Origin of the sequence: Maricaulis alexandrii (assembly GCF_005871165.1) — a bacterium.
Lineage (GTDB): Bacteria > Pseudomonadota > Alphaproteobacteria > Caulobacterales > Maricaulaceae > Maricaulis > Maricaulis alexandrii.
In genome coordinates this window covers 150,135-175,220 of record NZ_SWKP01000010.1, presented here as the reverse complement: position 1 = coordinate 175,220, position 25,086 = coordinate 150,135, and the positions used below count along the sequence as shown (strand labels likewise).

Genomic DNA, 25,086 nt, shown 5'->3' with positions numbered 1-25,086 from the left:
TCCACGGGCTCAAAAGCCCAAGGTGCCCACGACCCGTCCGACGCCAAGCCTGTCTGGCGGTGGTGCGCCAGACAGGCTGTCCCGGAAGACAGCCCAATCTAGCACCCAACTCACATACAAGGTGCCCCGAAGGGGCGGATGAGGGGGTATCCTAAACCCGCTCAGACACTTTGATGGCGATCTTGCAGCCGGTCTTGATGGCGGCGGAGAGGAGGGTGTAGCCGGGCGTTTCCTTGGCGCCTTCCTCGACGGCGAGGTCGCGATGGGCGACTTCTTCCTCGCGGAAAATGTCGAACTGGTCGGCCAGCTCATCCTCGCCCATGGCGCGCAATTCCTCGATCTGGCCGGCATAATGCCGCTCGATCACGGTCTCCACGGCTTCGGTGCAGGCATGGGCCGCCTTTTCGCCCATCAGGGCGGTGGCGGTGCCCAGCGCATGGCCGGCGATGTTCCAGACCGGGGCCAGAAGGGTCGGCCGGGTGTTCTTTTCGAAGATCAGCTGGTCGAAGGCATCCAGATGATGCTGTTCGTCCGCTTCCATCTTTTCCAGCTGGGCCGCGATGCGTGCCTTGTGCGGCAGGGCCGCAAAAACGGCGCGCTGGCCCTGATAGATCGCCACGGCACCGTATTCCCCGGCATGGTCGACCCGGACCATTTCCTCGACCCGGCGCGTCTTGCGGCGCTGGCCGGGCATGGGCGGACGGGTGCGGGTATCGCTGGACGGTTTGGGCAGGCTCATTTGCGCAATCCCTGGACGCCGACGCAGATCGACACGATCGCCATCGCGGCGGAGATGAGGCCGTTATAGCCAGCCATGGAAATGCCGAACAGGGTCCAGGCAGCTTCATCGCACTGCACGACCGGGCGATTGCCGTCCAGGGCGGCGAGGACATCGGTCACGGAGACCGAGGCGCCACCGGTGGCGGTGCAGGTCTCCGGACCGGCCCACCAGTCATACTCGATGCCGGCATGCCAGAAGGCGAAGCCGGCCGAATAGACCAGCACGGCCGCGATCGCCAGGATCACCCAGGGTGCAAAACGCGCCAGTTCGGGGCGAAGGCCGAGGGCCACACCGCTGGCCAGGCCCAGCGCGATCACCGCCATGTGGATATGGCGCTGGTCGTAGCACAGCGCGCAGGGGTCATAATGGCCGATATACTGGAAGCCCCAGGCTCCCAGCAGCAGGGCGAGCGAGACACCGGCCATCAGGAGCGGCCAGCGGGTGATGGGAAACTGGGTCAGGATCGGGGTCATCAGTCCGGTCATGGGCTACACTTGAACTCTATCTTTGCCGGAAGCGGCGTGGCGCGACACTGCGTCAAATCGCTCCCCGGTCACAGGGCGGAGGTCAGGAGCCCCTTGATTACATCGATCAGGGCAGCGCCGAAAACAAACAAGAGCGTGATCCAGATCAGGCCCATGATCAGGCCGCCGAGGATCAGCAGGCCGTCGCGGCTGAGCAGGCCCAGCGCAGCAATCGCCAGGGCAATGCCGGGAATGGAATTGGTCAGCGGAAGGGGCAGCATGATGGAGGCGCAGAAGGCCAGGAAGATCACGCCGATCACCCGCTCCATGGACGGGCCGGACAGAAAGTGCAGGCGCGGACGGGACAGGGCTTCCAGCCAGCCGAACCATTTGCGGCCGCCGCGGGCCATCGAGACCAGCGAGGCCTTGCCCAGATTGCGCGATTTGAACTGGGAGGGCAGCCAGGGCTCGTCCCGACCCATCGCCATCTGGGCGGCCAGCGCCATCATGGGCAGGGACATGATCTGCGGGACGCCGTAGAGAAAGGGTATGGAGACCGGCAGGGCCATGGCGAACAGGATGATGCCGAAGGCGCGCTCGCCCAGTGCATCCACGAACTCGCCCAGGCTCAGCCCGTCCTCGGGCGCCTCGTTCGCGATGATTTCCAGCGCGCTGATCAGCCCGCGCTGCTCCGCATTGTCACTCATGCGTACCCGTATCCCTGTTGAAGCCCGACCCCGGGCGGAAGCCTAGCCATGGCACGGCGCGGCGTCGAGCGGAATGGGTTGTTGACTTGGCAGGGCTTCGTGGCCAGTTTGCGCCTCCCGCTCGCGCCCCCGCGCGCGAGGCCCGGGCCCCTGTGGCGGAATTGGTAGACGCGACGGATTCAAAATCCGTTTCCGCAAGGAGTGTCAGTTCGAGTCTGACCAGGGGCACCACCTCTTTTGATCTCACGGCAGTTCGCTGCGCTCACGCCTCCGGTTGGGGCGGCGCATCAGGCGCCGGCGCGCGGTCGCGCTTGCGGGCCTTGGGGCCCGTGGTATTTATATTTGTCATCCCGGATGGATGCCCGGCCTGGAGCCGGGCGCAAGTCCGGGACAACTCGCCTTGCCATCACGATTTTTTGCCATGGACCGGCCTCGTCAGGGCCATGATGGGGTGCTAGCGTGGCGTCGGGTTGGCGTTTGGGGCGTCAAGGGAGGCCGGTCTTGCTGACACCGGGTACAGCGCTCGTTTTTGCGCGATTTGCCATGGCTGTGATGTTTGCCTGGTTCGGCGCGATGAATTTCACGCCGGTCGGGACAGAGATCGCGCAAGCCTGGCTGTCCGATCACGCCTTCCTCTCCGGCATGGCCGACCAGTCCGCCTCGATGGCGCGGGCGCTGGGCATCTACCAGATCGTGGCTGCGGCCCTGATTGCGGCGCCTCTGCCGGGTGCCGGCCTGCGCCGGATCGGTTTCGGCATGTTCGGCCTGTATTCCGCCGTCGCCCTGACCCTCCTGCTGACCAATCCGGTCTGGCTGGAAGCCGAGGGCGGTTTCCCGGCGATCGGGGCCGGGCAGGGCATTCTCAAATACCTCGCCATGGCGGGCCTGGCCCTGTGGGCGGGGAGTTTCGAGAATTCGCGCATGTTCTCCAACCGGTATTCGGAGATGCGCCAATGGAGCCAGCCGGTGATGTGGGCCGGGCTCTTCCTGGTCCTGTTCTGGATCGGCGGCATGAAATTCACCGCATCGGAAGCGGCCGGGATCGAACCGCTGATCAACACGCATCCCGCCTTTTCCTGGATGACACCGCTGATCGGTCTGCAGAATGCCTCCTATGTGATCGGCGTGATCGAGCTGGTGACGGCGCTGGCCCTCACCGGGTTTTGGTTCCATCGCGGCGCCTACCGGGCCGGGCTCTTCCTGTCCGGGATCACCTTCGTGTTGACGCTGAGCTTCCTGGTCACCTTTGCCGGCAGCTGGGCCGAGGCGCTCGGCGGTTTCCCCGCCCTGTCGCGCAGCGGGCATTTCCTGCTCAAGGATCTGCCGCTTCTGGCGGTCGTCCTGGCGCTGCTGGCCGAGACCGGTCCGGACGGCACACGCCGCGGACGTTGACGCGCAAAACGCCGGACATGTTCTGAAACACGAATAACACTTCCCGTGAACCCGGCCGCATTTGCTTGACCGCGAAGGGGGCGTTTCTACAGTCCTCGCAAAACGGGAGGTCATCGATGGGTCTGTTCGCCGCGCTGAAGCGCGAGTTCGACTATGTGAGCGGCATGCTGCGCGTCTTTCGTGCGGTGAAGAAGGTGGGCGCCGGGTCGGGTGTCCGGGTGCCGGATCATATCGAGGCCACGGTCGACCGTTTCCCCGACAATCCGATGGCCCTGCTGGACGAGGGCGAGATTTCCTACCGCCAGTTCGAGGCGCGGGCCAACCAGGTCGCCCATTGGGCGCTGGACCAGGGTCTCAAGCCGGGCGACACGGTCGCCCTCTTCATGGGCAATCGCTGGGAGTATATCGCCATCTGGTTCGGCCTCTCCAAGGTCGGCGTGGTGACCGCCCTGCTGAACAACCAGCTCTCCGGCCATTCCCTGACCCATTGCCTCAATATCGGCGAGGCCAAACAGGTCATCCTGGAAGGCGAGCTGGCCGAGGCTTTCGACAGTGCCCGGGCCGGCGAACTCAATCCGATGGGCGCCTGGGTGCTCGACGGGACGCTGGACGGGGCTGAGAATTTCGGCGCCGCGCTGGATGCCCAGTCCGAAACCAGGCCGGACCCGTCCGTGCGCGCCGATGTGAAGCCGGAAGACCCGGCGCTCAAAATGTTCACCTCGGGTACGACCGGCCTGCCCAAGGCGGCGGTCATGACGCATATCCGCACGCTTTACTATCTCAACATTTTTGCCCTGGTGGCCAAATGCCAGCCCAGCGACCGCATGCTGATGGTGCTGCCGCTCTATCATGCCACCGGCGGGCTGTGCGGGGTGGGCTGTGCCATCTCCTTCGGCGGTGCCCTGGTCATCCGGCCGCGCTTCTCCGCTTCCAGCTTTTGGCCGGACGTGCAGCGCTTCAAGGCGACCATGTTCATGTATGTCGGCGAGCTGTGCCGCTTCCTGGTGAATTCCGAACCGAGCGTGGCCGAGCAGAACCACACCGTGCGCTGTGCGATCGGCAATGGCATGCGCCGCGATGTCTGGGAGGCTTTCCAGGAACGCTTCGACCTGCCGCAGATAGTCGAATTCTACGGCTCCACCGAAGGCAATGTCGGACTGGTCAACACGGCCAACGTCCCAGGCGCCGTCGGACGTGTCCCGGGCTATCTCAAACACCGTTTCAATATCGATCTGGTGAAATTCGACATGGATGCGGAAATGCCCGCGCGCGGGCCGGACGGTTTCTGCCAGTCCTGCCAGCCGGGCGAAGTCGGCGAAGCGATCGGCCGGATCGATCCGGACGATGCCCGCTTCCGCTTTGACGGCTACGGCTCCAGGGAAGACACGGAAAAGAAGATCCTGCGCGACGTCTATGAAAAGGGCGATGCCTGGTTCCGGACCGGCGATCTCATGTCCCGCGACGAGCTGGGCTATTACTATTTCATCGATCGTGTCGGCGACACCTATCGCTGGAAGTCGGAAAATGTCGCCACGGGTGAGGTGGCCGAGGCCTTCACTTTCGACGGGATCGAACAGGCCAATGTCTATGGCGTCGAGGTGAAGGGCCATTCGGGACGTGCCGGCATGGCCGCCCTGGTCACCGGCGAGCAGCCGCTCGACCTGGACGCGCTGCACGCGCATGTCCACGCCAATCTGCCCAGCTATGCCCGCCCGCTCTTCCTGCGCCTGCAGGAACAGACCGACACGACCGGCACGTTCAAATTCCGCAAGGTCGATCTGGTCAAGGAAGGCTTTGACCCGGCGAAGATCTCCGACCGCATCCTGTTCGATCACCCGACCGAGAACCGCTATGTGCCGCTCACGCCAGAGCTTTACGCGGCGATCCTCTCGGGCGAACTTAGGGTATGACCCCAACCCCGATTACCGCAGACGACATTCTGGCCTTCTGGTTCGAAGAGACCGACCCGAAACATTGGTACCAGGCCTCCCATGCCTTCGACGCCACGGTCCGGCGGCGCTTCGGCAAGACCATCGAGGTCGAGGCCCGGCGATATGAGGCGGGCGATCATCCCTGGCTGGCGACCACTGACGGGGCTTTCGCCCTCATTCTCCTGTTTGACCAGTTCACCCGCAATGTCTGGCGCGGCTCCAATGTCGCCTTCTCCTGCGATCCCCTGGCCCTGGATGTCGCCCGCCGGATGATCGCGCGCGGGCTGGACTGGGCGATCCCGGATGAGCGGCGCGCCTTCGTCTACATGCCCTTCATGCATTCCGAGGACCTGGCCGACCAGGAATTGTGCATTGCCTATGCCGAGGAACGGCTCAGCGACCCGTCCACGGCCCGTCATGCCCGACTGCACCGGGACGTGATTGCCCGCTTCGGCCGCTTCCCCTATCGCAACAAGGCGCTGGGGCGGGACAGTACGGAGGCCGAGCGTGTCTATCTGGAGAGCGGCGGGTATGCACCCGGTCAAATCGAGTCGGCAAAATCGTCCTGATGGCAGGAATGACTCGGTGCCCGCCCACCGCGAATAAATTCAAGTCATTGAAATCATGACATGAAAGGGTTCGGGCGTCTGGCCCGGCCTTTGCTCTTGTGAAGGCAGAACGACCACACCGGAGCCTGAAATTCATGACCCCTCGCGTCCACATCACCGTTGAAGACATCCGCCAGATCGCCTGGACCATGGTGGACCTGCACGGGGCTCAGGCCATCGGCTATGCCGATGAAGCCGTCACCGATCTGGACAGCCAGGGCCAGCCGGAAAGCGCCGACGCCTGGCGCGCGCTGCGCGCCGTCATGGAAGACGCCCTCGCCGGCCGCCTCGAGCGCGAAGGCTCGATCACGGTGCATTAGCGCCGGTCTCGGGCCCCCTGTTTGTCATCCCGGCCGAATGCCCCGACTTGATCGGGGCGCAGAGCCGGGACCCATAAACCCGGTGTGTGCGCCGGAGATCTTCATGTAGTTTGATTATCTGGGACGGGAGTGATCCGAATGAAGCGCGTCGCGAAGGTTATCGCCCTTGTGGCCCTTCTCGTCGGTCTAATTGGAGGCGGAGCGGGTCTCCGGCTCTACGCGAACTTCTTCCTCAACGACGTCACCATCGCCAATTTCGATGCTCGCGAGGTCTGCGTTTGGATATCGGGAAACGACACCCCCATCCGTGCAGTGCCTCATAGCTGGACTCGCAGGACCTTTCGTGTGCCTCCAGAGGGTGTGCTGGCTTGGCAGTATTGCGACTCAGCGGAACCGGCCCGGGAATTGGTTTATGTGGCATCGGGGATCCGTCAGGACCACCTTATCATCATCCGCGAGGGTGAAGGTGAGCATCTTTCGGCTTTTCCGGACTGAGATGTGGCCTGACCTCCCCCTGCGACACCATCCCCATTGCGCGGGCCCGCGGCTGTGCTAACGCTCCATGCCATGGAAACCTGGCCCTCAACACTCGCCAAATTCGGTCTGGATGACCCGTTCGAGCCGGCGCGGGCGGCGCCGCGCATGCGCAAGGCGCTGCGCGATGCGACGCCGTACATGGATGTGAAACCGCCGGCGCTGGAGCGGGTGGAGGATCTGACCGTGCCCGGCGCGGCCGGAGACATCCCGGCGCGGCTCTATGTGCCCTTCGGGTCGGTGGCGCCAGCCTCGACCTGTCTCTTCATGCATGGCGGCGGTTATGTGATCGGGGATCTGGAGACGCATGACCGGCTTTGCCAGCGTCTGGCCGCTCATGGCGGGGTGCGGGTTCTGGCGATCGATTACCGGCTTGCCCCGGAGCATCCCTTCCCGGCTGCCACGGATGATGCCCAATCCGTGTTCGACTGGCTGGTCAGCGAGGCCGGGCAGGACCGGGTCGGGGCCGATCCGGCACGGATTGCCGTGGCCGGGGACAGTGCTGGAGGCGGGCTTGCCGCCATGCTGGCACAGACGCGCCGCTCAGCCATCAAGTTCCAGCTCCTGATCTATCCGCTCCTGCAATTGGTGGAGCGTCGCAAGCCGAAGCTGAAAGTGCTGGAAGGCCATCTGCTGGCGAATTTCACGCTGGACCAGGTCGCCCGCGCCTATCTCACCGATCTGGACCAGGCGAAGGACCCCCGGGTCTCACCGCTGTTCGAGAATGATCTGGCTGGTCTGCCGCCCGCCCATATCTTCGCGGCCGAACTGGATCCGCTGCTGGATGAGGGGCGGGCCTATCGCGACCGGCTGCTCGCCCAGGGCATTGCCGCCGGCTACACGCTGGGCAAGGCCCTGCCTCACGGTTATGCCAACCTTACGGCGATTTTACCGGGCACTAAATCCTTGATTGATCAGATGGCGATTGCCCTGGGCGACGGATTGCGGTCCTGAGCGCATTGCATTCGGGCAAAATACGCCCTAGCTCAATAAGATGCCTGTTTCACCGAACTACCGGCCGGACCCGCTTTTCGAGCGATTGGGAGAGGAGTTTTCCGATCCCGTCGAGCCTGCGGACTTTCCGGACAGCATCTTGCGGTACTGGAACAAGGGCTGGGCGGGTGAGATCGGCCTCGGCGAGCTGTACGCCTCTGAACGCGAAGCCCATTTCCACCGGTTCGAACGGCTGCCGCGCAACCAGCTCCAGCCGCTGGCCATGCGCTATCACGGCCACCAATTCCGTACCTATAATCCCCAATTGGGCGATGGGCGCGGCTTCCTGTTTGCCCAAGTGCGCGACCGGACAGGCCGTTTGCTGGACCTGGCCACCAAGGGCTCCGGCCAGACCCCCTGGTCACGGGGCGGGGATGGCCGGCTGACCCTGAAGGGCGCGGTGCGGGAAATCCTGGCCACGGAAATGCTCGAAGCACGCGGCGTCTACACCTCCAAGACGCTGGCTGTTTTCGAGACCGGCGAAGAGCTGGCGCGCAATGACGAGCCGTCGCCGGCCCGGTCAGCGGTGCTGACCCGTTTGGGGCATTCCCATTTGCGCCTGGGCACTTTCCAGCGTCATGCCTATGAGGGCGCGCCGGAGCGGATCGACCAGCTGGTCGAGCATGCCATTGCTTTCTACCATCCCGATCTGGCCGATGCCGAGCATCATCCGGCGGCCCTGCTTCAGGCCGTGGTGGCGGCCGCGGCCAGCCTGACCGCAGGCTGGATGGCCGCCGGTTTTGTCCATGGCGTGCTCAATACCGACAATATCAACATCACCGGGGAGAGTTTCGACTACGGCCCCTGGCGTTTCATGGATCGCTACAAGCCGGGCTTCACGGCGGCCTATTTCGACGAGACGGGCCTCTATTGTTTCGCGCGTCAGCCGGAAGCCGTGTTCTGGGCCCTGCAGCAATTCGCCGGGGCCCTGGCCCATTCCGGCGATCAACTCGCCCTGGAAGCGTCCCTGAACACCTTCCCCGTTGTCTATCGGCGGGCCTTGCTGGACGCGTTTCTGGCGCGCCTGGGTCTGGCCTCGTCCGGGCGGGACAAGGATGAGACCCTGGTCCGCACCTTTCTCGCCTTCATGGAACAGGCCCCGATCCGCTGGGAAAGCGCTTTCTTTGACTGGTTTGGTGGTGAGGCTTCCCGGAGCCGGGCCCTGGAAGGTCCGCGCGGCGAGCACTATTCCGGAGACGCGTTCGAGGCCTGGCAGGCTGCGCTGGCGAACCATGAGCCGGTTCGCCCGGAACGCCTCGACCATGCCATGTTCACGCGCGACGACCCGGTCGATCTGGTGATCGAAACCGTGGAAGCGGTCTGGGAACGGATTGCCGAGGCCGATGACTGGACACCCCTCAACACCCTGATCGGCGACATTCGCGATATGGGTGAGGCCTACGGCCTGGGCGAGGGCCGCGTCGGGTTCCTGGCGGGCCGCTGACGTTTTCGGCGCAGTGGCAGAGGTCTACTCCCTCTCCCTGGGGAGAGGGTGGCGCGCATGCGCCGGGAGAGGGGAGAATCCCGGTGCTGGCAGGTAATCACGAAGACCCCGCCGTCCCCCCTCATCCGCCGCTTCGCGGCACCTTCTCCCCGGGGAGAAGGAGGTATTGTCCCGGTCCAGGGTTGACGTCTGTCGCGGACCGGAAAACCTTGTGCCGAAACATGTGCGGGCAGGTGCGTCATCTTGATGTTTCTGTTGGCAATCACCGCATTGCTGGGCGCCGTGGCCGTTACCTTGTTCGTGCCCGAATGGCAGACGAATGGCTTGGCGGTCCCGTTCGGCTTTGTGGGGATACTCGCGTCTATTCTGCTCTCCTTGGTCGCTGCACTCAGAAAGCGGTTTGCCTGTGACCTCCTAGGCCCTTCACGACCACTTCGTGATTGGAGCGCGGTCGTTGCACTCTATTTTTCCGGTGTGATCATCGGCGTCCTTCCGGAACACGCCGCGTCAGCGCAAGCCTTGTTCATCATCTTTTCCGTCAACTTCGCCGCCGTGAACGTCATCTACTTCACATTGGATTTGATGATGAAGTTGAATGCCGACCGATTGCGGAAATCTGCAGGTTGATCGCTAGCCCGACATTTTGAGCTCCCGTCTAAGGGAGGACCCTAAACCTCCGCCACAAAGTGAGAATGCACCCAGCCGGTATCGGTCGGTTCATCCCCGTCCAGGACGGTGACCGCGATCCAGACACCGTCCTCGCCGGTGACGATCATTTCGGTGCCCTTGGGCAGGGGCGGGCGGATCTTGTCGAAACGGGTGCCGGGGCCGGAGCGGATATTGAGGACGGCGGTCGCCTTGACCCGTTCCTCACGATCATCCTCGCGGCCCATGATGCGGGCGCGGACCATGTCCATCGGGAAGGCGGGGCCGGGATCGGTCTTGCGGTGTGGGGCGATGTCGTCATGGCCGATGACATCCTTCAACCCGTATTCGCGGACCAGGGCGCTGCCGATCGCGACCAGCGCCTCGATCTGGTTGAGCGTATAGCGGTGCCAGCCGCGCATCACGCCGTCATTCTTGTGGGCGGCCTCCATCCCGTCCGCTTCCGGATAGGTTTTCTGGAAGGAGGAGCGCCAGCCATCGGCGGTCCTGGTGAGGATGCCGGCATTGTCCAGCTCGATCCCGATCGAATGCGAGTTGAGCCCGTTCAGTCCGCGCCAGCTGGATTTCCCGGCATGCCAGGTGCGGGCGGTGAAATCGGCCAGCTGCATGATCTCGCCATCACGGCCGATGACCAGATGCGCCGAGGCCTGGGCGTCCGGATGGGTGAGCCAGTTCACCGAGGAGTCGAAGGAGGACCCTGCCGTGTAGTGGATGACCAGGTATTGCGGATCAATGGTCCGGCCCTGGGAGATGTTCGGGGTCTGGCGGAAAGGGGCGGACTGTCCGTCATCCAGGATCAGGCGGTTGGCTTCGATCTTCATGGCATTCCCCTCGCAATGGTGAGAGCAAAGTATAGACAACCCAGGGTGTCGCCAAGCCAAAGCCGATTGACCCGGTCGGCAGGACCGGGTCAAGCTGGCTGAAATAACAGGGGAATACGGATCAAGTGCTGGACCTGGTACGCGCCGCCAACATGGACAGGGACGGGCTTGTCCACGCCTTCACCACCCGCACGGGCGGTGTCAGCGAGGGCCCCTATGCCAGTCTCAACCTGACCCGATCCCGCGGGGATGATCCCGCCCTTATCGCGACCAATCGCGAACGGGCGCGGACGGCGCTGGGCCTCGACCATCTGGTCTTTGCCACCCAGGTGCATGGCCGTACCGTGGTCCGGGTGGACGGTCCGCCGCGCGGCGACCAGCCGGCCGGTGAGGCCGATGCCCTGATCACCGACCGGGCCGGGATCGGCCTCGTCTGCCAGACCGCCGACTGTACGCCCATCCTCCTTTTCGATCCGGAACACCGGGCCATCGCCGCCATCCATTCCGGCTGGCGCGGCACGGTGCAGGACATTGCTACCGCCACGCTGGAAGCCATGGCCTCGGCCTATGGCACGCAGGCGGGCGATGTCCTGGCCGCGATCGGTCCGTCCATCTCGCCGGCCAATTACCGGGTCGGGCCTGAAGTCGTGGCGGAGTTCGAAGCCGTCTTTGCCGAAGCGGACGGCATTCTCTCATCCAGGGATGCCGAAGGCGGCGCGCAGCTGGATGTGGCGGAAGCCTGCCAGCGCCAGCTGCTGGCGGCCGGGGTTCCGGCTGCCGCGATCTGGCGTTCGGGCTTGTGCACCTATGGAGAAGAGGCGCGCCTGTTTTCCGCCCGCCGCTCCCACCATCGGGGCGAGAGCGGCGTGTTCGGCGGACAGGCCGGGATCATCGGGCTGAGGCCCGCCTGATCCGTCAGGCGTTCTGCAGGCGCATGCCCGGCAGGATGGAGACCAGGAAACCGCCGGTCTTCTGCGACCAGATCCGCAGCGCCCATTCGAACGGGCCCTGGTTGAAGGCGCTCAGCCAGGCGCGGGCCGCGACAATCAGGAAAAGCGAGCCCAGCACGGCCAGTCCGGTGATTTCGTAGCGGTCGAACGGGCCCAGTCCCAGACCGGCACCGGTGAAGGCAAACAGGGCGATCGCGGATCCGGCCAGATAGAGTGTGAGCGCCATGCGGCCGACCGGGGCCAGCAAGCCGGTCAGCACCGTGCGCATGAAACCACCGCGCATCAGCAGCATGATCAGGGCGGCATGGGCGATGACGATGAAGGGCTTGCCCAGCGTGGTCAGGAAATGGGCTTTCACCGATTCCATGAAGCCGCCGGCCGCCAGGCTGATCGCCACACCGCCGCACACGGCCAGACCGACGCCATAGGCGGTGGCCGTGATCAGGGCCAGCGTCTCATTGGACAGGCGGGTGAAGAAGCCGATCCGGAACAGGCCCAGACCCAGCAGCATGTAGCTGCCCGCTTCCAGGCATTTCCAGACGATGCCCGTCGACAGGCTCCAGGCCTGGAAATTCTGGATCGAGGCCATGATGTGGGCGAGATAGCCGGCCTCGCGCTCGGCGGCGGCATGGGCCAGCGCGGCCGAGGTCACCGGGGCCGTGGTGATATCGCCCATGAAGTCATGGGCTGCCAGCAGCACGAAGCCGACCATTCCGCCCAGCAGCAGGAGGCGCGCATCCAGACGCGACAGGATCAGCGCGCCGCAGGCGGCCAGCGCATAGACGTGCAGAATGTCGGAGGCTTCCGCCAGGGCGATGACATGGAAGGTCAGGCCGAACTGGAACAGGCCGGCCGTACGGGCCAGGTAACCGGTCCAGGTCGGCACAAGCGAGCGATCCTCGCGCGGCCCGGTCATCATCCACAGCGAAACGCCGAACAGGAGCGCGAACAGGCCGCGCATGGCGTCGTCCACCATCACCGAATTGAACAGCCAGAGCCCTTGCTCACCGGCGCTCCAGCCCAGCACATCCGGGTGTTCCAGCACCAGGGAGGACCCGCCCTTGGCCGGGAAACGGGCAAACAGCAAGCCCAGAACAGCAAGTCCGCGCAACACGTCCAGATGGACGAGACGGTCGGTTTTGGGGGCAAGGCTCTGTGTCATCTTGGCGCTCCAGAAGGATTTCCCCTCACAGGAGAGCAAGATGGAGGCCAATTCGCGCCGGGGCTTGATGCGCCGCCCCGTCGGAGGCGTCCGCGAAGCGGATTGCCGTGAGACAAAACCCGGGCAAAGCCCGCAAGCGCGACCGCGCGCCGGCGCTGATGCGCCGCCCCGTCGGAGGCGTCCGCGAAGCGGATTGCCGTGAGACAAAAGAAATATGGTGACCCCGGCGCGATTCGAACGCGCGACCTACGGATTAGGAATCCGTTGCTCTATCCTGCTGAGCTACGGGGCCGACCAGGCTGTCTAACTGATATGGCGGGCGCATGGGCGCAAGAGGGAAGTTCGGTGCCTCGCCGGTTCAGCCCAGGATGGCGCTGAGCTTGTCCTTGAATTTGCGGCCGACGGGGATGACGGCGCCGTTTCGCAGATGGACCTGCAATCCGCCCCAGGAGGTGCGGGAGGTCTGTACGCAATCGCGGGCCGGGACGATGAAGGAGCGGTGCACGCGCACAAAGCCCTGATCGGCCATCTCGTCCTCGAAGGCGCTGATGGATTGACGGTGCAACAGGCTGCGTTCGCCGATATGCAGGCGGATATATTCCGCTTCTGCGGAGACATATTCGATCTGGGAGGGCTCGACCCGGATGCTCTGGCCGCTGCTGGACACCCAGATCGACGGCGTGTTGAGACCGGAGCGTGAGCGGGTCTCGCGCAATTCATCGAGATGGGATTGCAGGGTTTCCAGCCGGGTCATCGCTTCGCGCGACATCAGCAGCTGCCGCGCCCGCGACAGGGCCAGTTCCAGCCGCGCCGGACGGATCGGCTTGGTCAGGAAGTCGATGGCGCCGGTGTCGAAAGCCTGGGCGGCCATGCCGGGGAAGGCCGTGGCGAAGATGAAGAGGGGCGGGTCGGTCCTGAAATCGGTCTGGGCGAGCGCCTCGACCACGTCGAACCCGTCCAGCTTGGGCATTTCGATATCGATGAAGACCAGGTCAGGCTCATGCTCCCGGATCAGGGCGATCATGTCCTCGCCATTCTGCGCCTCACCGCAGATCTCGATCCCGTCGGCCAGGGAGAGCATTTTGCGCATGCGTTCCCGGGCCAGCGGTTCATCATCCGCCAGACAGATTCTCATTCCGCCGCCTCCCGGAAGCGCAGCGGCAGGGTGAGGGTGGAGCTGAATCCGTTCCGGGTCGGGCCGGCCTCCAGGCTGGCCCGGTCGCCATGCACGGTCTCCAGCCGGTTGCGGATATTCTGCAGTCCGGTGCCGGTCCCGGACCGGACGGGCCGGTCGCCCCGGCTGTCGCAATCATCGGAGACCTGGATGATCAGCGTGCCGCCCGTGGCGGAGACGGCAATGCGGATCGTGACACGGCTGGTTTCCTCGGCCACGGCATGCTTGATGGAATTCTCGATCAGGGGCTGGATCATCAGGGTCGGCAGGAGCGCGCTTTCCAGGTGCGGCGGCAGATCAACCGCCACTTCCAGGCGTTCCGGGAAGCGGATCCGTTCAATGTCCAGATACTGCAATTGGGCGTCGATCTCCTGGCGCACCGGTACCAGTTCGTCCTGCGGCGCGGTCAGGGCCTGTTCGTAATAGTCGGCCAGCAGGTCGATCATGCGTTCCGCCTCGGCCGTGCGGCGCGAGGTCAGGAGGGCGGAGACCGAGTTGAGCGAATTGAACAGGAAGTGCGGATTGACCTGGTAACGCAGCGCCCGCAGCTCGGCCTGGCGCAGGGATTTCTCCGCATGCACCGTGTCCGCCTCACGCTGACGCAATTGCCGCGCATAGAGAAAGGCGACGATGGCGATGCTCTGCGCGAAGAAGAGGTGAACGCTCGCCGACCAGGCAATCATGGTGTGGATCAGCATGGGCTGGTCGGTGGTGGAGAAGGTCACCATCATCCACCAATTGAACATGGAAAAGGGGATGGCCGTAATCGTCGAGGTCAGTACGACCAGGACGGACAGGAGCAGGACGGAGCGCCCCCAGAAGGCCCGCAGCACGACATACATGCTCAGCGACAACAGCGTGCCCACCGCAATCACCAGCAGCCGCCCCGGCACGAAGCTGAGCGCGTCCCGCAACATGATCATGTCGAAGATCATCTTGGTGAAGAAGTAGAACACCCAGCACAGCATGATCACGCCGAGTGCCATCAGGCCCTCGGAGATCAGCGGCGACCGGACTTTGAAGGAGACAAGGCCGGGGATCACGAAGAGCCCGGACCGTCCCGTGTCGAGAAAGGCCATGGCGCCAGTCTATACCGGCGCCGTACCGGGCTTCAATTTACCCCAATGGTTGTTCACCCGCTGAATCAGGTTGTTGGTTGATTTGCCGGGCGCTCATGGGTGTCAGCTCCGCGTCCGTGACAATGGACTGGAAGGGCGGGCCGAACCCGGACTACCCCAAGGTCGAGACCGCTCATCCGTCCGTCAGGCCGGGTGGCCGGGGTATCGACTTCGAGGATCGCGCGTCCGCTTCCGGGCGCCGTTCAGATCAGTTCTCCGCAGGACCGGCTGGCAAGGTGCGGTCGCGGAGGCGTGGGGAGTAGAGAGTATGCAACGCGCTTTATCCAACCGGGCCGGACTGCGGACCCGTCTTCTGTCGACCGCATTGGGGTGTGGTCTCCTGGCCCTCCATCCGGCCGCCTTTGCCCAGAGCAGCGACACGCTGGCGGCCTCGTCCGGTGTCAGCGATGCGCCGCAGGCGGTCGCCGTCGAGACCGATGACACTGTCGACATCGTCGTCGACGCCCCGCTGGTCACCCATGAAGACGGCACGCCGGCCATTCTGGGCCGCTCCTTCCTCGGCGATGTGGCCATCAACAATCTGGACGTGACGACACAGGGTTTCGGCTCTGACGGCATTTTCGCCCAGGTGTTCGGCAATGACTCCTCCATCCTGATCTACAGCGGTGATGTGACGACTGCGGGCCCGGCCTCGCGCGGGATCGTCGTGCGTCATGACGGGATGTTCGGTGACGGTCTGACCCAGATCTTCAGCGGCAATGTGACGACGTCGGGTGCCGACTCCGTCGGGATCGATGTGGTCACCAATGGCAGCCTGATCACGCTGGAAAGCGGTTCCGTCATCACGACGGGTGATTTCGCCCATGGCATCGTCGCGCGCTCGGGCAATGAGATCCAGCTGGTCAGCGATTATGTCTCGACGGCCGGCCTCGAAGCGATCGGCATCCAGGCCGAAGCCACCAGCTTCGTGACCGTGGACAGTCTCGAGGTCGAGACCCAGGGCGATGGCGCCCACGGCATTGTCGCCGATGCGGGCTTCTCCGCCTATGTCCGTAGCGAGACGGTCCGGACCGCCGGCGCGGAAGCCCATGGCATCATCGTCCAAGGGGGGGACAGGCAGGCCTATGCGGAAAGCGGCTCGGTCGAGACGAGCGGTGACGGGTCTGTCGGCATCCTGGCCAGCGGCACCGGCAGCGTCACGGTCTACAGCGACAGCGTGGTGACCACGGGCGCCGCTCTTGTGACCGATGGCGGCGGTGATGGTCCGGGTGATGGTCCGGGCGATGGTCCAGGTGACGGGCCGGGCGATGGTCCCGGCGATGATGGCGGCGGCGACGGATTCCCACCGGATGATGGCGGCGGAGATCCTTTCCCGCCGAGCGGTCCCGTCGACACGGTTCCCGCGGCGCCAACCGGCGCGGCCATGGGCATCGTCGCGATCAGCGAGGCCGCCGATGTTTATGTCGAAAGCGGCTCTGTCTCGACGGCCGGAGCCGGCGCGACGGGCATCTATGCCACCGCCAATACCGATACGATTGTGATCAGCGATGAGATTGAAACCGCCGGTGAAAGCGCGATTGGGATTCTGGCTCGCAGTAGTTTTGGCGATGTCGGTATTGATAGTGGGGCTGTATCAACTCAGGGCGATTTTGCCGCAGCAATCTCGGCCAACAGTCAATTCGGAAACGTCCTTGTATTGAGCGAAGCGGTCAGCACGACCGGCTTCGACGCGTCGGGCATTTCGGCCAATGCTGACAAGGACATCGTGATCGAAAGCGGGTCGGTCGAGACCGAGGGCGATGCCAGCACGGGGGTCGAGGCCTTCACCTTCACCGGTGAGGTCGACATTCTGTCCGGTGCCGTCTCCACGCAAGGCTCCGACGCCGACGGGATTTCCGTGATCGGCCTGGGCGGCGGGTCCGATGTCCGCATCGAATCCGGCTCGATCAGCACGCTGGGCGACGGATCGGACGGCATCTTCATCGACACGTTCGGCGAGGTCCTGGTCCAGGCCGACACCATCACCACGGCCGGCAATAATGCCGCCGGCATATTCATCGATGCGAATGATGATGTCCTCGTCCAGGCCAATGATGTGGCCACGCAGGGCGCCGTGTCCGCGGCCATCAGTGTCGGAACCGAAGGCGGCGACATCACGATCGAGGCCGGATCGGTCTCCTCCCAGGGGGATAGTTCCGCAGGGATTGAGGGTTTCGCCGAGCAGGGCGATGTGACGATCACGGTCAACCAGGTGAACGTCTCCGGTGATCGGTATGAGCCGGATGATGGCGGTGGCGGGGGCGGTTTCCCCGATACGCCGGATCCGGGCGGACCGGCATCGACCGAGCCGGGCTTCAACGTCATCGGCGTGGCCGCCACGACGGTGGAAGGCAATATCGTCGTCAATGCGGGCGAAGTGTCTGCCGCGGGCCAGAATACCAATGGCATCAGCGTGTTCGCGACGCTGGGGACGGCAGATGTCACGGTGAATTCCGTGGATGTCGACGGGTATGGCGGCGTCGTTGGCGCCCGCGTCCGCGGTGATCTCGGCGCCAGCCTGGAAGCCGGTGATATCGCGGTCCGCTCGGATCGCGAGAGTGAGGGCGATACCGATCCCTTCTCCGACGCCGTGTCGGTTGGCTCCATCGTGGGCGAGGCCAGCGCACGCGTGAATTCGGTCCATGCCGAAGGTCTCAAGATGACCGGCGTGGAAATGATCACCCTGTACGGCTCCATCTACACCGAAGTGGGCGATGTCACCGTGACCGGCGAAGGCGGGGGCGGTATCCGCGCCCTCAGCTCCTCGCTCGAGGAAGAGGGGGGACACACGACCATCCTGGCGAATTCCGTCACCACGGTGGGCGATTACATCACCGGTGTGCGGTCGATCGCCATGCGGAGCTCCAATGAGATCCGTGTGGGTGAAGTGTCGACCAGTGGCCGCCAGTCCGTTGGCATCTTCTCCGCCAGCCGGGCCGGAGCTGAGATCGAGGTCGGATCGGTGACCACGACGGGCGATGCCGCCGATGGCATCCAGGCGATCAACCGCCGGGGCTTGAACGGGTCGGAAGGCCCGCTCATCCGCAATCCCGATGAGTTCATCGGCGGCGGAGGCGATGGGCCCACGGACCCGGATGGCGATCCGGCGGGAGATCCCAGCGGCACGTTCGCGGCGCTGCTGCTGGCGGCGGATGATCTGGGCCTGTCCGCAGAGGACACCCTGCCGGGCACGGTGCCGGACGGGGATATCTCCATCACCGCCGGGTCGGTCAGCACGTCGGGTGACTCCTCGCGGGGTATTGCGGCGCACGCCAATGGTAATGTCACCATCGAAAGCGGCTCGGTGGTCACGACCGGTGAGAGCACCCGCTTCTTCATTGCCACCCGTTTCGAGAACGGCCAGACCGTGGACGGTTTCTGGGAAATCGACGGGCCGGCGTCCTACGGCATTGACGCCACCAGTGATTATGGCTCGGTGACGATTGCCAGCGGGTCGGTCTCCACACTGGGGGCCGGAGCCCATGGTATCCGGGCCCGCACCACGGATGGCGCGATCGATGTGACCGCCGGCGATGTCGCCGTCTCCGGTCTGGGTGCGGATGGTCTCAACCTGGTCAGCGTGGCCGGGGATGTCTCTGCCGTGATCGATGGTCATGTCCGGGCCGAACAGGGTGCCGGTGTGCGCATCGCCACGTCCGGTGCCGTCGATGTCGAGATTGCCGATGGCGGTCTGGTGGAAAGCGCGGGCGACGGGTTTGCCATCGTCATTGAACCGGGCCTGGTGCCGGATGATCCGATCATCCCGGACGATCCGGATGGCTCCTTCCCGGATGACCTGTCGGCTTCCAATCTGGGCACGACCTATACGCCGGTCACCTCGGGCTCCAGCCTGACGGTGGCGCAGGGCGGCACGCTGCAGGGCCGTATCCAACTGACCGAAGGTGACGACACGCTGTCGATCGCCGGCCGTTTCCTCGCTTCGGGCACGAGTGTGTTCGGCGGCGGTGCGGACACGCTGGTCAATACGGGTGAAGTCTACATCGTGGACGGGGCTGCCGGGTTTGACGGGCTGGAAAACTTCGAGAACCAGGGCCTGCTCAGCCTCGCTGACGGAGATGCCGGCGACACGGTCGACTTCTCCGGGATCAGCTTTGTCGGCGGGACCGGCAGTGTCCTGGCCTTCGATGTGCTGGACAATGGGGCCGGTGGTGTGACCGCGGACAGCATCACCTTCGGCGATGTCAGCGGCAGCACGGAAATCCGGGTGGCGGCCGAGACCGGTCTGACCCTGGATACCACGGTCGGCCTGATCAACTTCACCACGCCGGTGGCGGCCGATGCCTTCACCATCAGCGCGGACACGGCCGATGCCGGCTTCATGCAATGGACGCTGGTCCAGAGCGGCACGGCGCTGACCCTCGCCGCCAATCCGGATGCGGAAGTCTTCGAACTGGCCCAGGCCGGGGGTGTGGCGACCGATGTCTGGCATGTCGGCACCCAGTCCATCCGTCAGCAATCTGCGCTGTTGCGCTGCGTGCAGGAGACGCAAGGCGATGGCATGCGGGGCTGGCTGGACGTGTACAGCGGCAGCCGCAATGGCGCGGATGTCGAGCTGAGCACCCAGCATGCGGGCGGCACGGTCAGCCAGACACTGGCGCGGGACCTGGATTCGTCCGGTGTCTCCGGTGGCCTGGCCTGGCAGCGTGATGCGCTGAATCTGGGGCTGGCCCTGGGCTATGGTGATGCCAGCGCCCGTTTCACCGGCACCGGCAATACGATGGCGCTGGAAACGGTCAGCTTCGCCGGTTTCGCCGGCTGGCAGAGCGGGGCCTATTATGCCTCCGGCGTCGCCAAGCTTGATACCGGTACGCTGGAGATCGATGTGGCCAGTGCCGGAGAGCGCGGCGAGGTGGATGTCACCACGCTCGGCCTCAATGGTGAAGCCGGGGCCCGCTTCCAGTCCGGTGAGACCTGGTTCGAGCCGGCCGTCTCGGTCAGCTGGGTGTCGGCCTCGCTGGGGCAGGTGGACTTCAATACGGGCGGCTTCGAGCTCGCCGATGGCGACAGCCTGCAGGCGGAAGTCGGCGCGCGCGCCGGTCACGCCTTCAGCGCGGGCCGCTGGACGGTGCGTCCCACGGCCGGCCTCTTCCTGGTGGAGGAGTTCGCCGGGGAGAATGAGGCGGTCTACGTCTCCGGCTCCAGCCAGCTTGACCTGGTCGATGAACCGGCCGGCTCCTATGGCCGCCTGGAACTGGGCGCGTCCTTCGAACTGGACACCGGTCTGGTCCTGAATGTCGGGGGTGAAGCCTTCGACGGTGACCAGTCGGGCGGTTCCATCCGTCTTGGGGGGCTCTTCCGCTTCTAGACGCCCTCGCTCTGGATTCCCCCCGAGTGCCCCGCCGGAGATCCGTCTTCGGCGGGGTATTCTTTTTTGGGGGGCAGGGCTCAGCGCTTGGTGAGCCCGTCGCGCTCCATGCGCCAGATCAGAAGATCGATCCGGTCCTGGCCGAAAAAGGGTTCGCCCTTGTAGACCATGGTCGGTACGCCCCAATGGCCGGCCTCTTCGAGCGCGTCTTCATTGGCGCGGATGACACCGTCCAGGCGGTCCGCCTCGGTCTCGGCCCGGGCCAGGATGTCCCCGGGCTCCAGACCGGCTTCGGTGAGGGCCGCATCCAGCACGCCGTCCTCGGTCCAGGCCTGACCCGACCAGATGCGTTTGGAAATGGCATAGAGCGCGGCCAGGCCCTTGCCTTGTTCGGACGCCAGCACACCGATCCGGGTCAGCCGGTCGATATGGGGCTGGTCGTCGGCGGCCTGGTTCTTGTCATGGTCGAACAGGACAGGGTCGGGATTGGGCGCGGCAAAGTGGATGCCCAGATGCTCGGCCAGTCGGGCGACATCGGTGAGCAGATAGTGCAGCCATTTGGGATGCTCCCGCTGGAAGAAGTCCGGCTGGCGCAGGGCCAGCGGACGCACCGGGTGGACCTCGAATTTGAGGTCATACTCGTCTTCCAGCGCGATCAGGCGCGGCAGGGCGAGATAGGAATAGGGGCTGCGGAAGGACCAGTAGAGTTGGGCTGAATATGTCATGGCCGCGATCTAGCCATGCTCCGCCGCAAAAGAAAACGGGCCGCCCGGGGGCAGCCCGTTCACAACTCTGTGGAGCGTGTCTTTTGTTTAGCCGACCTGGGTGCGCAGCGAGTTGAGCTGGTGCGCGACTTCCTGGGTGGCCTGGGTCATCTGGTCGACGGCTTCCTTGCCGCGGGCGACCGACTGGCCGGAACCGCGCACACCGTCGAGGATTTCCTTCACTTCATTGTCCAGCGCCGCGATGCGGGAGGCGATGTCTTCGGTGGCCTTGGCGGTCTGGCCGGCCAGGGCTTTCACTTCGCCGGCGACGACGGCGAAACCGCGACCGGCTTCACCGGCGCGGGCGGCTTCGATCGTGGCGTTCAGGGCCAGCAGATTGGTCTGGCTGGCGATCGCCTCGATCGTGGAGAGAATGGCATTGATGCGCTGGGACGCGTCGGTCAGGGCTTCCACGCGGCGCTCGAGCACCTGGCTGGATTCCTCGACCTGGTTCATGGCGTCGCGCGCGACCTGGGCGGCTTCGGCACCCTGGGAGGCGCGAGCGGCGGTTTCGCCGACGGCTTCGGCAATCGAATGGCCGTGCGCGGCCGGAGCATCAGCTTGGGTCATTCCATCGTCGTTGTAAGCGTAGGCGTTCATGATTGTGCGGGTCCGGTTCAGTGAAGACTGGACGCAGCTTTATCCAGAGATGGTAAACGGATTCCAAAGCCCGGGCTTGCGTTGTGAAACCAGTTGCCGTATTTCTGGGTTGCACGTATAAGTGGTAATCATCATCGGGGCGGTGAAAGGAGCTTGCTGGCTATGGCACGCATTCTCGCCCTGATTGTATGGGGCTTCTCTCTGGCCGCCTGTTCGCCGGGTTCGGCACCGGCGCAAATCCACTGGATCGGACCTGCAGACAGTCTCACCGGTCCGCTCACCTTCATCGTTTCCGATCCGTCCGGACCGCCTGATTCGCAGATCGAGCTGCGTCTGGCGGAACTGGACACGCCCTTGCCGGGACTGACCGAGGCGGCGCTGGAGCGTTTGCTGGACGGACAGGAGGTTGGCTGGCAGCCCGGTTCGGAGGTCGAGGACCGGTATGGCCGCCGGATCGCCCATGTCTATCTGCGTCCGACGGGGCGGCAGGGTCCGGCGGAGCCGGTCTGGCTGCAGGCAGAACTGGTCCGGGCCGGCGCCGCGCGTGTGCTCTCCCATGCCGACAATCGGCAGGACACGGCGGCCCTGCTCGCTCTGGAGGCCGAGGCCCGGTCCGCGCAGGCGGGTCTCTGGGACGAGCCGGGACAAGCCGTGCGGGACACACATCCCGATGCACTGGCCCAGGATATCGGCTCGGTCCAGCTGGTGGAGGGGCGGGTGGTCGAGGCGACCCGTCTGCGCTCCGGGCGGGTCTATCTCAATTTCGGCGCTGATTACCGCACCGACTTCACGGTCATGATCAGTGCCGAGGACGAGCCGGTCTTTCTCGCTGCCGGTCTGGATCCCGTTGCGCTGGAATCCTACCGGATCCGGGTGCGCGGCTGGGTCGAGGACGAGAATGGTCCGATGATCCGCATCGACCATCCCGAACGGATCGAAATTCTCGAGGATTGAGGACGGTGAAAGTAAACCGGCCACCGGACCTGAGGGCTGGGTCCGATGGCCGGTGGGTCAGGCCGTGGGGTTGGCGGTGCGGCCTGGGGGAGGAATGTCGTTCTTGTGCGCGTGTCGTGATCCCGTTCCGGGTCTATTCTGATCCCGCTCCGGGTCACTTCTGATCCCGTTCCGGGCCGGTTGTCGTACGGTCTCAGTAGGGCACCAGACCGGCTTCGACCGGATCGCCGACCAGTTCGGTCAGCGCCTTACGCAATTTGGTCAGGGCCACGGCTTCAATCTGGCGGACCCGTTCCTTGGAAATTCCGAGCCGCTCACCCAATTGCTCCAGCGTGGTGACCTCTTCGGTCAGCTGGCGTTCCTGGATGATGAGACGCTCCCGCGGGTTCAGGGTTTCAATGGCTTGGCCGATCCAGGCCTGGCGTCGCTCGCTGTCATGGCGGTCCATGACCTCGACTTCCGGCGCGCTGGTCTCATCGACCAGCATGTCCTGCCATTGCATGTCACCCTCTTCACCCACGGGCGCATTGAGCGAGCGGTCCACCGCGCTCAAACGCGCCGCCATCCGGTCGACATCGACTTCGCGGACCTTGAGTTCCTCGGCGATATGCTTGCGGTTCTCAGCATTGATCGGCGCGCCGTCGACATCGCCGATCTGGGCGCGCAAACGGCGCAGATTGAAGAAAAGCGATTTCTGGGCGGAGGTTGTCCCGGTCCGCACGATCGACCAGTTGCGCAGGACATAGTCCTGGATGGTGGAGCGGATCCACCAGCTCGCATAGGTCGCAAAGCGGACATCGCGGCTCGGCTCGAACCGGTCAGCCGCCTTCATCAGCCCGATATTGCCTTCCTGGATCAGGTCGGCGAAGGGCAGGCCGTAGCGCTTGTAGCGGGCGGCCAGGGAAATCACGAGACGGATATGGGTTTCGGTCAGCCGGTGCAGCGCCGCATCGTCGCGCTCTTCGCGCCAGAGGCGGGCCAATTCCTGCTCTTCCTCACGCTCCAGCAGGGGCTGGGCCATGGCGGATTTGACGAAACCCTGTTCTCCGGCGGGGCGCGCCGAACGGACGGGGGATACGGATAGGCTTGCTGGCATGTCTCGTTCCTCCTTATGGCCCTGTCTACGTGGCAGGCGGAGGACTGGATCACTCGAGGCGTCGCGAGGTCGGGCACCGGCAGGAAACAGGCCGGAACGAAAAACGCCCGGCACAGGGGCCGGGCGTCCTTCAGGTCTGGGTCGGGCGAGTGGCCCGGATCGATCAGGCGGCGGCCTTCTTGGCCAGCGAGGTCGACAGCATTTCACGGGCCTGGTCGTGTTCGATATTCTCGACGGCGGCCAGTTCGCGGACCATGCGGTCGAGCGCGGACTCATACAGCTGACGTTCGGAATAGGACTGCTCCGGCTGGTCTTCAGCGCGGTGCAGGTCGCGCACGACTTCCGCGATCATGATCAGATCACCGGAATTGATCTTGGCTTCGTATTCCTGGGCCCGGCGGCTCCACATGGTGCGCTTGACCTTGGCCTTGCCCTTGAGCGTTTTCATCGCGTCCTTCACGATCCGGTCGGAGGACAGCGGCCGCATGCCGGATGCGTCGGCCTTCGCCGTGGGGACACGCAGGGTCATCTTGTCCTGTTCGAACGTGACGACATAAACCTCGATGTCGAAACCCGCGACGGTATCTTTTTCAACGCCTGTTACCTGGCCGACGCCGTGGGCCGGGTACACGATAAAGTCACCTTGCTTGAAGGACTTGTTGTCGTTGGCGGTTTTTTTCGTCATGGATGCTCTCTCGTTGAGCCTTCCGTACACAGAGACGCAATAGGACGCAGTCCGCTCTCAAAGTTGCCCGGCACCCATCCGGTCTCTGAGATCGTGTTATTACTGCGTTCCAATCACCGTGCAGAAAAGCGGGCAGCGCAACATGCGCCGCCCATCAATCCGCAGAACATAACACGAATTGTGCAAATTTCCAAACGGTAGCGTTTGGTTAACCGGACCGGCTCAGTCTCCTGCGCCCGGCTTTTCCGAGAAATACTTCTCGTACTTGCCCTCTTGTTCGGCCATGGCATCGGCGTCTGCGGGCGGGTCCTTGCGGACCGTAATGTTCGGCCAGATCTCGGCAAATTTCGAGTTCACCGCCAGCCACTTGCCGTCCGGATCGTCTTCCGTGTCGGGCTTGATGGCCTCGACCGGGCATTCCGGTTCGCACACGCCGCAATCGATGCATTCGTCCGGGTGGATGACCAGGAAGTTCTCGCCTTCGTAGAAGCAGTCCACGGGGCAGACTTCGACACAGTCAGTATATTTGCAGCGAACACACGCGTCGGTGACGATATAGGTCATAACAGGCTGGAATCCGGATCAGTCAAGACAGC

23 protein-coding genes and 2 tRNA genes are annotated in these 25,086 nt (G+C 64.4%); 12 read left to right on the top strand and 13 right to left on the bottom strand.

The features are described 5' to 3' along the window. Nucleotides 1-151: 151 nt before the first annotated feature. The 3 genes from FCS99_RS15195 to FCS99_RS15185 form a co-directional block, all read right to left on the bottom strand. Nucleotides 152-739 carry a demethoxyubiquinone hydroxylase family protein gene (locus FCS99_RS15195; RefSeq protein ID WP_233352863.1) on the bottom strand — a complete coding sequence of 196 codons (588 nt, stop codon included), beginning with the start codon at nucleotides 737-739 and terminating at the stop codon, nucleotides 152-154. Further along, on the bottom strand, nucleotides 736-1,266 hold the full coding sequence (locus FCS99_RS15190) for a disulfide bond formation protein B (RefSeq protein WP_233352862.1): 531 nt from the start codon (nucleotides 1,264-1,266) through the stop codon (nucleotides 736-738). Before FCS99_RS15190 ends, FCS99_RS15195 begins: the two co-directional genes overlap by 4 nt. Nucleotides 1,267-1,334: 68 nt before the next feature. Beyond that, nucleotides 1,335-1,952, bottom strand: a complete 618-nt coding sequence (locus FCS99_RS15185; protein WP_138514083.1) for an exopolysaccharide biosynthesis protein — start codon at nucleotides 1,950-1,952, stop codon at nucleotides 1,335-1,337. Nucleotides 1,953-2,098: 146 nt separating this feature from the next. Here FCS99_RS15185 and FCS99_RS15180 point away from each other — a divergent pair. The 9 genes from FCS99_RS15180 to FCS99_RS15140 all read left to right on the top strand — a co-directional run bounded on the left by FCS99_RS15180 (nucleotide 2,099) and on the right by FCS99_RS15140 (nucleotide 9,801). After that, nucleotides 2,099-2,183 (top strand) — tRNA-Leu (locus tag FCS99_RS15180). 312 nt (nucleotides 2,184-2,495) lie between these two features. Then, nucleotides 2,496-3,344: a DUF417 family protein gene (locus FCS99_RS15175; protein WP_138514082.1), complete on the top strand. Its 849-nt coding sequence runs from the start codon at nucleotides 2,496-2,498 to the stop codon at nucleotides 3,342-3,344. A gap of 116 nt (nucleotides 3,345-3,460) precedes the next feature. Further along, nucleotides 3,461-5,254 (top strand): long-chain-acyl-CoA synthetase, encoded by a 1,794-nt coding sequence (locus FCS99_RS15170; protein ID WP_138514080.1) that lies wholly within the window; start codon nucleotides 3,461-3,463, stop codon nucleotides 5,252-5,254. Then, the gene (locus FCS99_RS15165) at nucleotides 5,251-5,844 is read left to right on the top strand and encodes a DUF924 family protein (protein ID WP_138514078.1); all 594 of its coding nucleotides are present in this window, start codon (nucleotides 5,251-5,253) and stop codon (nucleotides 5,842-5,844) included. The genes FCS99_RS15170 and FCS99_RS15165 overlap by 4 nt, the downstream gene beginning before the upstream one ends. A gap of 134 nt (nucleotides 5,845-5,978) precedes the next feature. Then, the gene (locus FCS99_RS15160) at nucleotides 5,979-6,203 is read left to right on the top strand and encodes a hypothetical protein (RefSeq protein ID WP_138514076.1); all 225 of its coding nucleotides are present in this window, start codon (nucleotides 5,979-5,981) and stop codon (nucleotides 6,201-6,203) included. Between the two features lie 138 nt (nucleotides 6,204-6,341). Further along, entirely contained in the window at nucleotides 6,342-6,698 is a 357-nt protein-coding gene (locus tag FCS99_RS15155; protein WP_138514074.1) for a hypothetical protein, read from the top strand. 72 nt (nucleotides 6,699-6,770) lie between these two features. Then, a complete protein-coding gene (locus tag FCS99_RS15150; protein WP_138514072.1) occupies nucleotides 6,771-7,691 on the top strand; it encodes an alpha/beta hydrolase in 921 nt (306 codons plus the stop codon). Between the two features lie 40 nt (nucleotides 7,692-7,731). Next, entirely contained in the window at nucleotides 7,732-9,174 is a 1,443-nt protein-coding gene (locus FCS99_RS15145) for a protein adenylyltransferase SelO family protein (protein WP_138514070.1), read from the top strand. 243 nt (nucleotides 9,175-9,417) lie between these two features. Further along, nucleotides 9,418-9,801, top strand: coding sequence for a hypothetical protein (locus FCS99_RS15140; RefSeq protein WP_138514068.1), 384 nt, complete (start codon nucleotides 9,418-9,420; stop codon nucleotides 9,799-9,801). Between the two features lie 41 nt (nucleotides 9,802-9,842). Here FCS99_RS15140 and FCS99_RS15135 read toward each other — a convergent pair whose 3' ends face one another. Then, nucleotides 9,843-10,661, bottom strand: a complete 819-nt coding sequence (locus FCS99_RS15135; protein WP_138514066.1) for an N-acetylmuramoyl-L-alanine amidase — start codon at nucleotides 10,659-10,661, stop codon at nucleotides 9,843-9,845. A gap of 125 nt (nucleotides 10,662-10,786) precedes the next feature. Here FCS99_RS15135 and pgeF point away from each other — a divergent pair, with 125 nt between their 5' ends. Next, nucleotides 10,787-11,572, top strand: coding sequence for a peptidoglycan editing factor PgeF (pgeF, locus tag FCS99_RS15130; protein WP_233352861.1), 786 nt, complete (start codon nucleotides 10,787-10,789; stop codon nucleotides 11,570-11,572). A gap of 4 nt (nucleotides 11,573-11,576) precedes the next feature. Here pgeF and FCS99_RS15125 read toward each other — a convergent pair whose 3' ends face one another. The 4 genes from FCS99_RS15125 to FCS99_RS15110 all read right to left on the bottom strand — a co-directional run bounded on the left by FCS99_RS15125 (nucleotide 11,577) and on the right by FCS99_RS15110 (nucleotide 15,026). After that, entirely contained in the window at nucleotides 11,577-12,773 is a 1,197-nt protein-coding gene (locus FCS99_RS15125) for a DUF418 domain-containing protein (RefSeq protein ID WP_138514065.1), read from the bottom strand. Between the two features lie 215 nt (nucleotides 12,774-12,988). Continuing rightward, nucleotides 12,989-13,065, bottom strand: a tRNA-Arg gene (locus tag FCS99_RS15120). A 66-nt stretch (nucleotides 13,066-13,131) separates the two neighbouring features. Then, the gene (locus tag FCS99_RS15115; RefSeq protein WP_138514063.1) at nucleotides 13,132-13,908 is read right to left on the bottom strand and encodes a LytR/AlgR family response regulator transcription factor; all 777 of its coding nucleotides are present in this window, start codon (nucleotides 13,906-13,908) and stop codon (nucleotides 13,132-13,134) included. Then, nucleotides 13,905-15,026, bottom strand: coding sequence for a sensor histidine kinase (locus tag FCS99_RS15110; protein WP_138514061.1), 1,122 nt, complete (start codon nucleotides 15,024-15,026; stop codon nucleotides 13,905-13,907). Before FCS99_RS15110 ends, FCS99_RS15115 begins: the two co-directional genes overlap by 4 nt. Nucleotides 15,027-15,333: 307 nt before the next feature. On the opposite strand from FCS99_RS15110, the gene FCS99_RS15105 reads away from it, so the two are divergent. Next, nucleotides 15,334-20,391, top strand: coding sequence for a beta strand repeat-containing protein (locus FCS99_RS15105; RefSeq protein WP_138514059.1), 5,058 nt, complete (start codon nucleotides 15,334-15,336; stop codon nucleotides 20,389-20,391). A gap of 80 nt (nucleotides 20,392-20,471) precedes the next feature. Here FCS99_RS15105 and FCS99_RS15100 read toward each other — a convergent pair whose 3' ends face one another. Next, nucleotides 20,472-21,116 carry a 2-hydroxychromene-2-carboxylate isomerase gene (locus FCS99_RS15100; RefSeq protein ID WP_138514057.1) on the bottom strand — a complete coding sequence of 215 codons (645 nt, stop codon included), beginning with the start codon at nucleotides 21,114-21,116 and terminating at the stop codon, nucleotides 20,472-20,474. An 87-nt stretch (nucleotides 21,117-21,203) separates the two neighbouring features. Further along, nucleotides 21,204-21,725 (bottom strand): methyl-accepting chemotaxis protein, encoded by a 522-nt coding sequence (locus tag FCS99_RS16310; RefSeq protein WP_233352860.1) that lies wholly within the window; start codon nucleotides 21,723-21,725, stop codon nucleotides 21,204-21,206. Nucleotides 21,726-21,917: 192 nt separating this feature from the next. On the opposite strand from FCS99_RS16310, the gene FCS99_RS15090 reads away from it, so the two are divergent. Continuing rightward, nucleotides 21,918-22,709: a thermonuclease family protein gene (locus tag FCS99_RS15090; RefSeq protein WP_138514053.1), complete on the top strand. Its 792-nt coding sequence runs from the start codon at nucleotides 21,918-21,920 to the stop codon at nucleotides 22,707-22,709. 193 nt (nucleotides 22,710-22,902) lie between these two features. Here FCS99_RS15090 and FCS99_RS15085 read toward each other — a convergent pair whose 3' ends face one another. The 3 genes from FCS99_RS15085 to fdxA all read right to left on the bottom strand — a co-directional run bounded on the left by FCS99_RS15085 (nucleotide 22,903) and on the right by fdxA (nucleotide 25,054). Then, complete coding sequence (locus FCS99_RS15085) at nucleotides 22,903-23,805, bottom strand: RNA polymerase factor sigma-32 (protein ID WP_138514051.1); 903 nt, start codon at nucleotides 23,803-23,805, stop codon at nucleotides 22,903-22,905. 163 nt (nucleotides 23,806-23,968) lie between these two features. Continuing rightward, nucleotides 23,969-24,490 (bottom strand): CarD family transcriptional regulator, encoded by a 522-nt coding sequence (locus tag FCS99_RS15080; RefSeq protein WP_138514049.1) that lies wholly within the window; start codon nucleotides 24,488-24,490, stop codon nucleotides 23,969-23,971. Between the two features lie 222 nt (nucleotides 24,491-24,712). Further along, entirely contained in the window at nucleotides 24,713-25,054 is a 342-nt protein-coding gene (fdxA, locus tag FCS99_RS15075; protein WP_138514047.1) for a ferredoxin FdxA, read from the bottom strand. Nucleotides 25,055-25,086 lie beyond the last annotated feature (32 nt).

Excerpts from the sequence above, each read along its gene's own strand:
- FCS99_RS15195 (WP_233352863.1), bottom strand. The coding sequence starts at position 739 with ATGAGCCTGCCCAAACCGTCCAGCGATACCCGCACCCGTCCGCCCATG.
- FCS99_RS15190 (WP_233352862.1), bottom strand. The coding sequence starts at position 1,266 with ATGACCGGACTGATGACCCCGATCCTGACCCAGTTTCCCATCACCCGC.
- FCS99_RS15185 (WP_138514083.1), bottom strand. The coding sequence starts at position 1,952 with ATGAGTGACAATGCGGAGCAGCGCGGGCTGATCAGCGCGCTGGAAATC.
- FCS99_RS15175 (WP_138514082.1), top strand. The coding sequence starts at position 2,496 with ATGGCTGTGATGTTTGCCTGGTTCGGCGCGATGAATTTCACGCCGGTC.
- FCS99_RS15170 (WP_138514080.1), top strand. The coding sequence starts at position 3,461 with ATGGGTCTGTTCGCCGCGCTGAAGCGCGAGTTCGACTATGTGAGCGGC.
- FCS99_RS15165 (WP_138514078.1), top strand. The coding sequence starts at position 5,251 with ATGACCCCAACCCCGATTACCGCAGACGACATTCTGGCCTTCTGGTTC.
- FCS99_RS15160 (WP_138514076.1), top strand. The coding sequence starts at position 5,979 with ATGACCCCTCGCGTCCACATCACCGTTGAAGACATCCGCCAGATCGCC.
- FCS99_RS15155 (WP_138514074.1), top strand. The coding sequence starts at position 6,342 with ATGAAGCGCGTCGCGAAGGTTATCGCCCTTGTGGCCCTTCTCGTCGGT.
- FCS99_RS15150 (WP_138514072.1), top strand. The coding sequence starts at position 6,771 with ATGGAAACCTGGCCCTCAACACTCGCCAAATTCGGTCTGGATGACCCG.
- FCS99_RS15145 (WP_138514070.1), top strand. The coding sequence starts at position 7,732 with ATGCCTGTTTCACCGAACTACCGGCCGGACCCGCTTTTCGAGCGATTG.
- FCS99_RS15135 (WP_138514066.1), bottom strand. The coding sequence starts at position 10,661 with ATGAAGATCGAAGCCAACCGCCTGATCCTGGATGACGGACAGTCCGCC.
- FCS99_RS15125 (WP_138514065.1), bottom strand. The coding sequence starts at position 12,773 with ATGACACAGAGCCTTGCCCCCAAAACCGACCGTCTCGTCCATCTGGAC.
- FCS99_RS15115 (WP_138514063.1), bottom strand. The coding sequence starts at position 13,908 with ATGAGAATCTGTCTGGCGGATGATGAACCGCTGGCCCGGGAACGCATG.
- FCS99_RS15110 (WP_138514061.1), bottom strand. The coding sequence starts at position 15,026 with ATGGCCTTTCTCGACACGGGACGGTCCGGGCTCTTCGTGATCCCCGGC.
- FCS99_RS15105 (WP_138514059.1), top strand. The coding sequence starts at position 15,334 with ATGCAACGCGCTTTATCCAACCGGGCCGGACTGCGGACCCGTCTTCTG.
- FCS99_RS15100 (WP_138514057.1), bottom strand. The coding sequence starts at position 21,116 with ATGACATATTCAGCCCAACTCTACTGGTCCTTCCGCAGCCCCTATTCC.
- FCS99_RS16310 (WP_233352860.1), bottom strand. The coding sequence starts at position 21,725 with ATGACCCAAGCTGATGCTCCGGCCGCGCACGGCCATTCGATTGCCGAA.
- FCS99_RS15090 (WP_138514053.1), top strand. The coding sequence starts at position 21,918 with ATGGCACGCATTCTCGCCCTGATTGTATGGGGCTTCTCTCTGGCCGCC.
- FCS99_RS15085 (WP_138514051.1), bottom strand. The coding sequence starts at position 23,805 with ATGCCAGCAAGCCTATCCGTATCCCCCGTCCGTTCGGCGCGCCCCGCC.
- FCS99_RS15080 (WP_138514049.1), bottom strand. The coding sequence starts at position 24,490 with ATGACGAAAAAAACCGCCAACGACAACAAGTCCTTCAAGCAAGGTGAC.
- fdxA (WP_138514047.1), bottom strand. The coding sequence starts at position 25,054 with ATGACCTATATCGTCACCGACGCGTGTGTTCGCTGCAAATATACTGAC.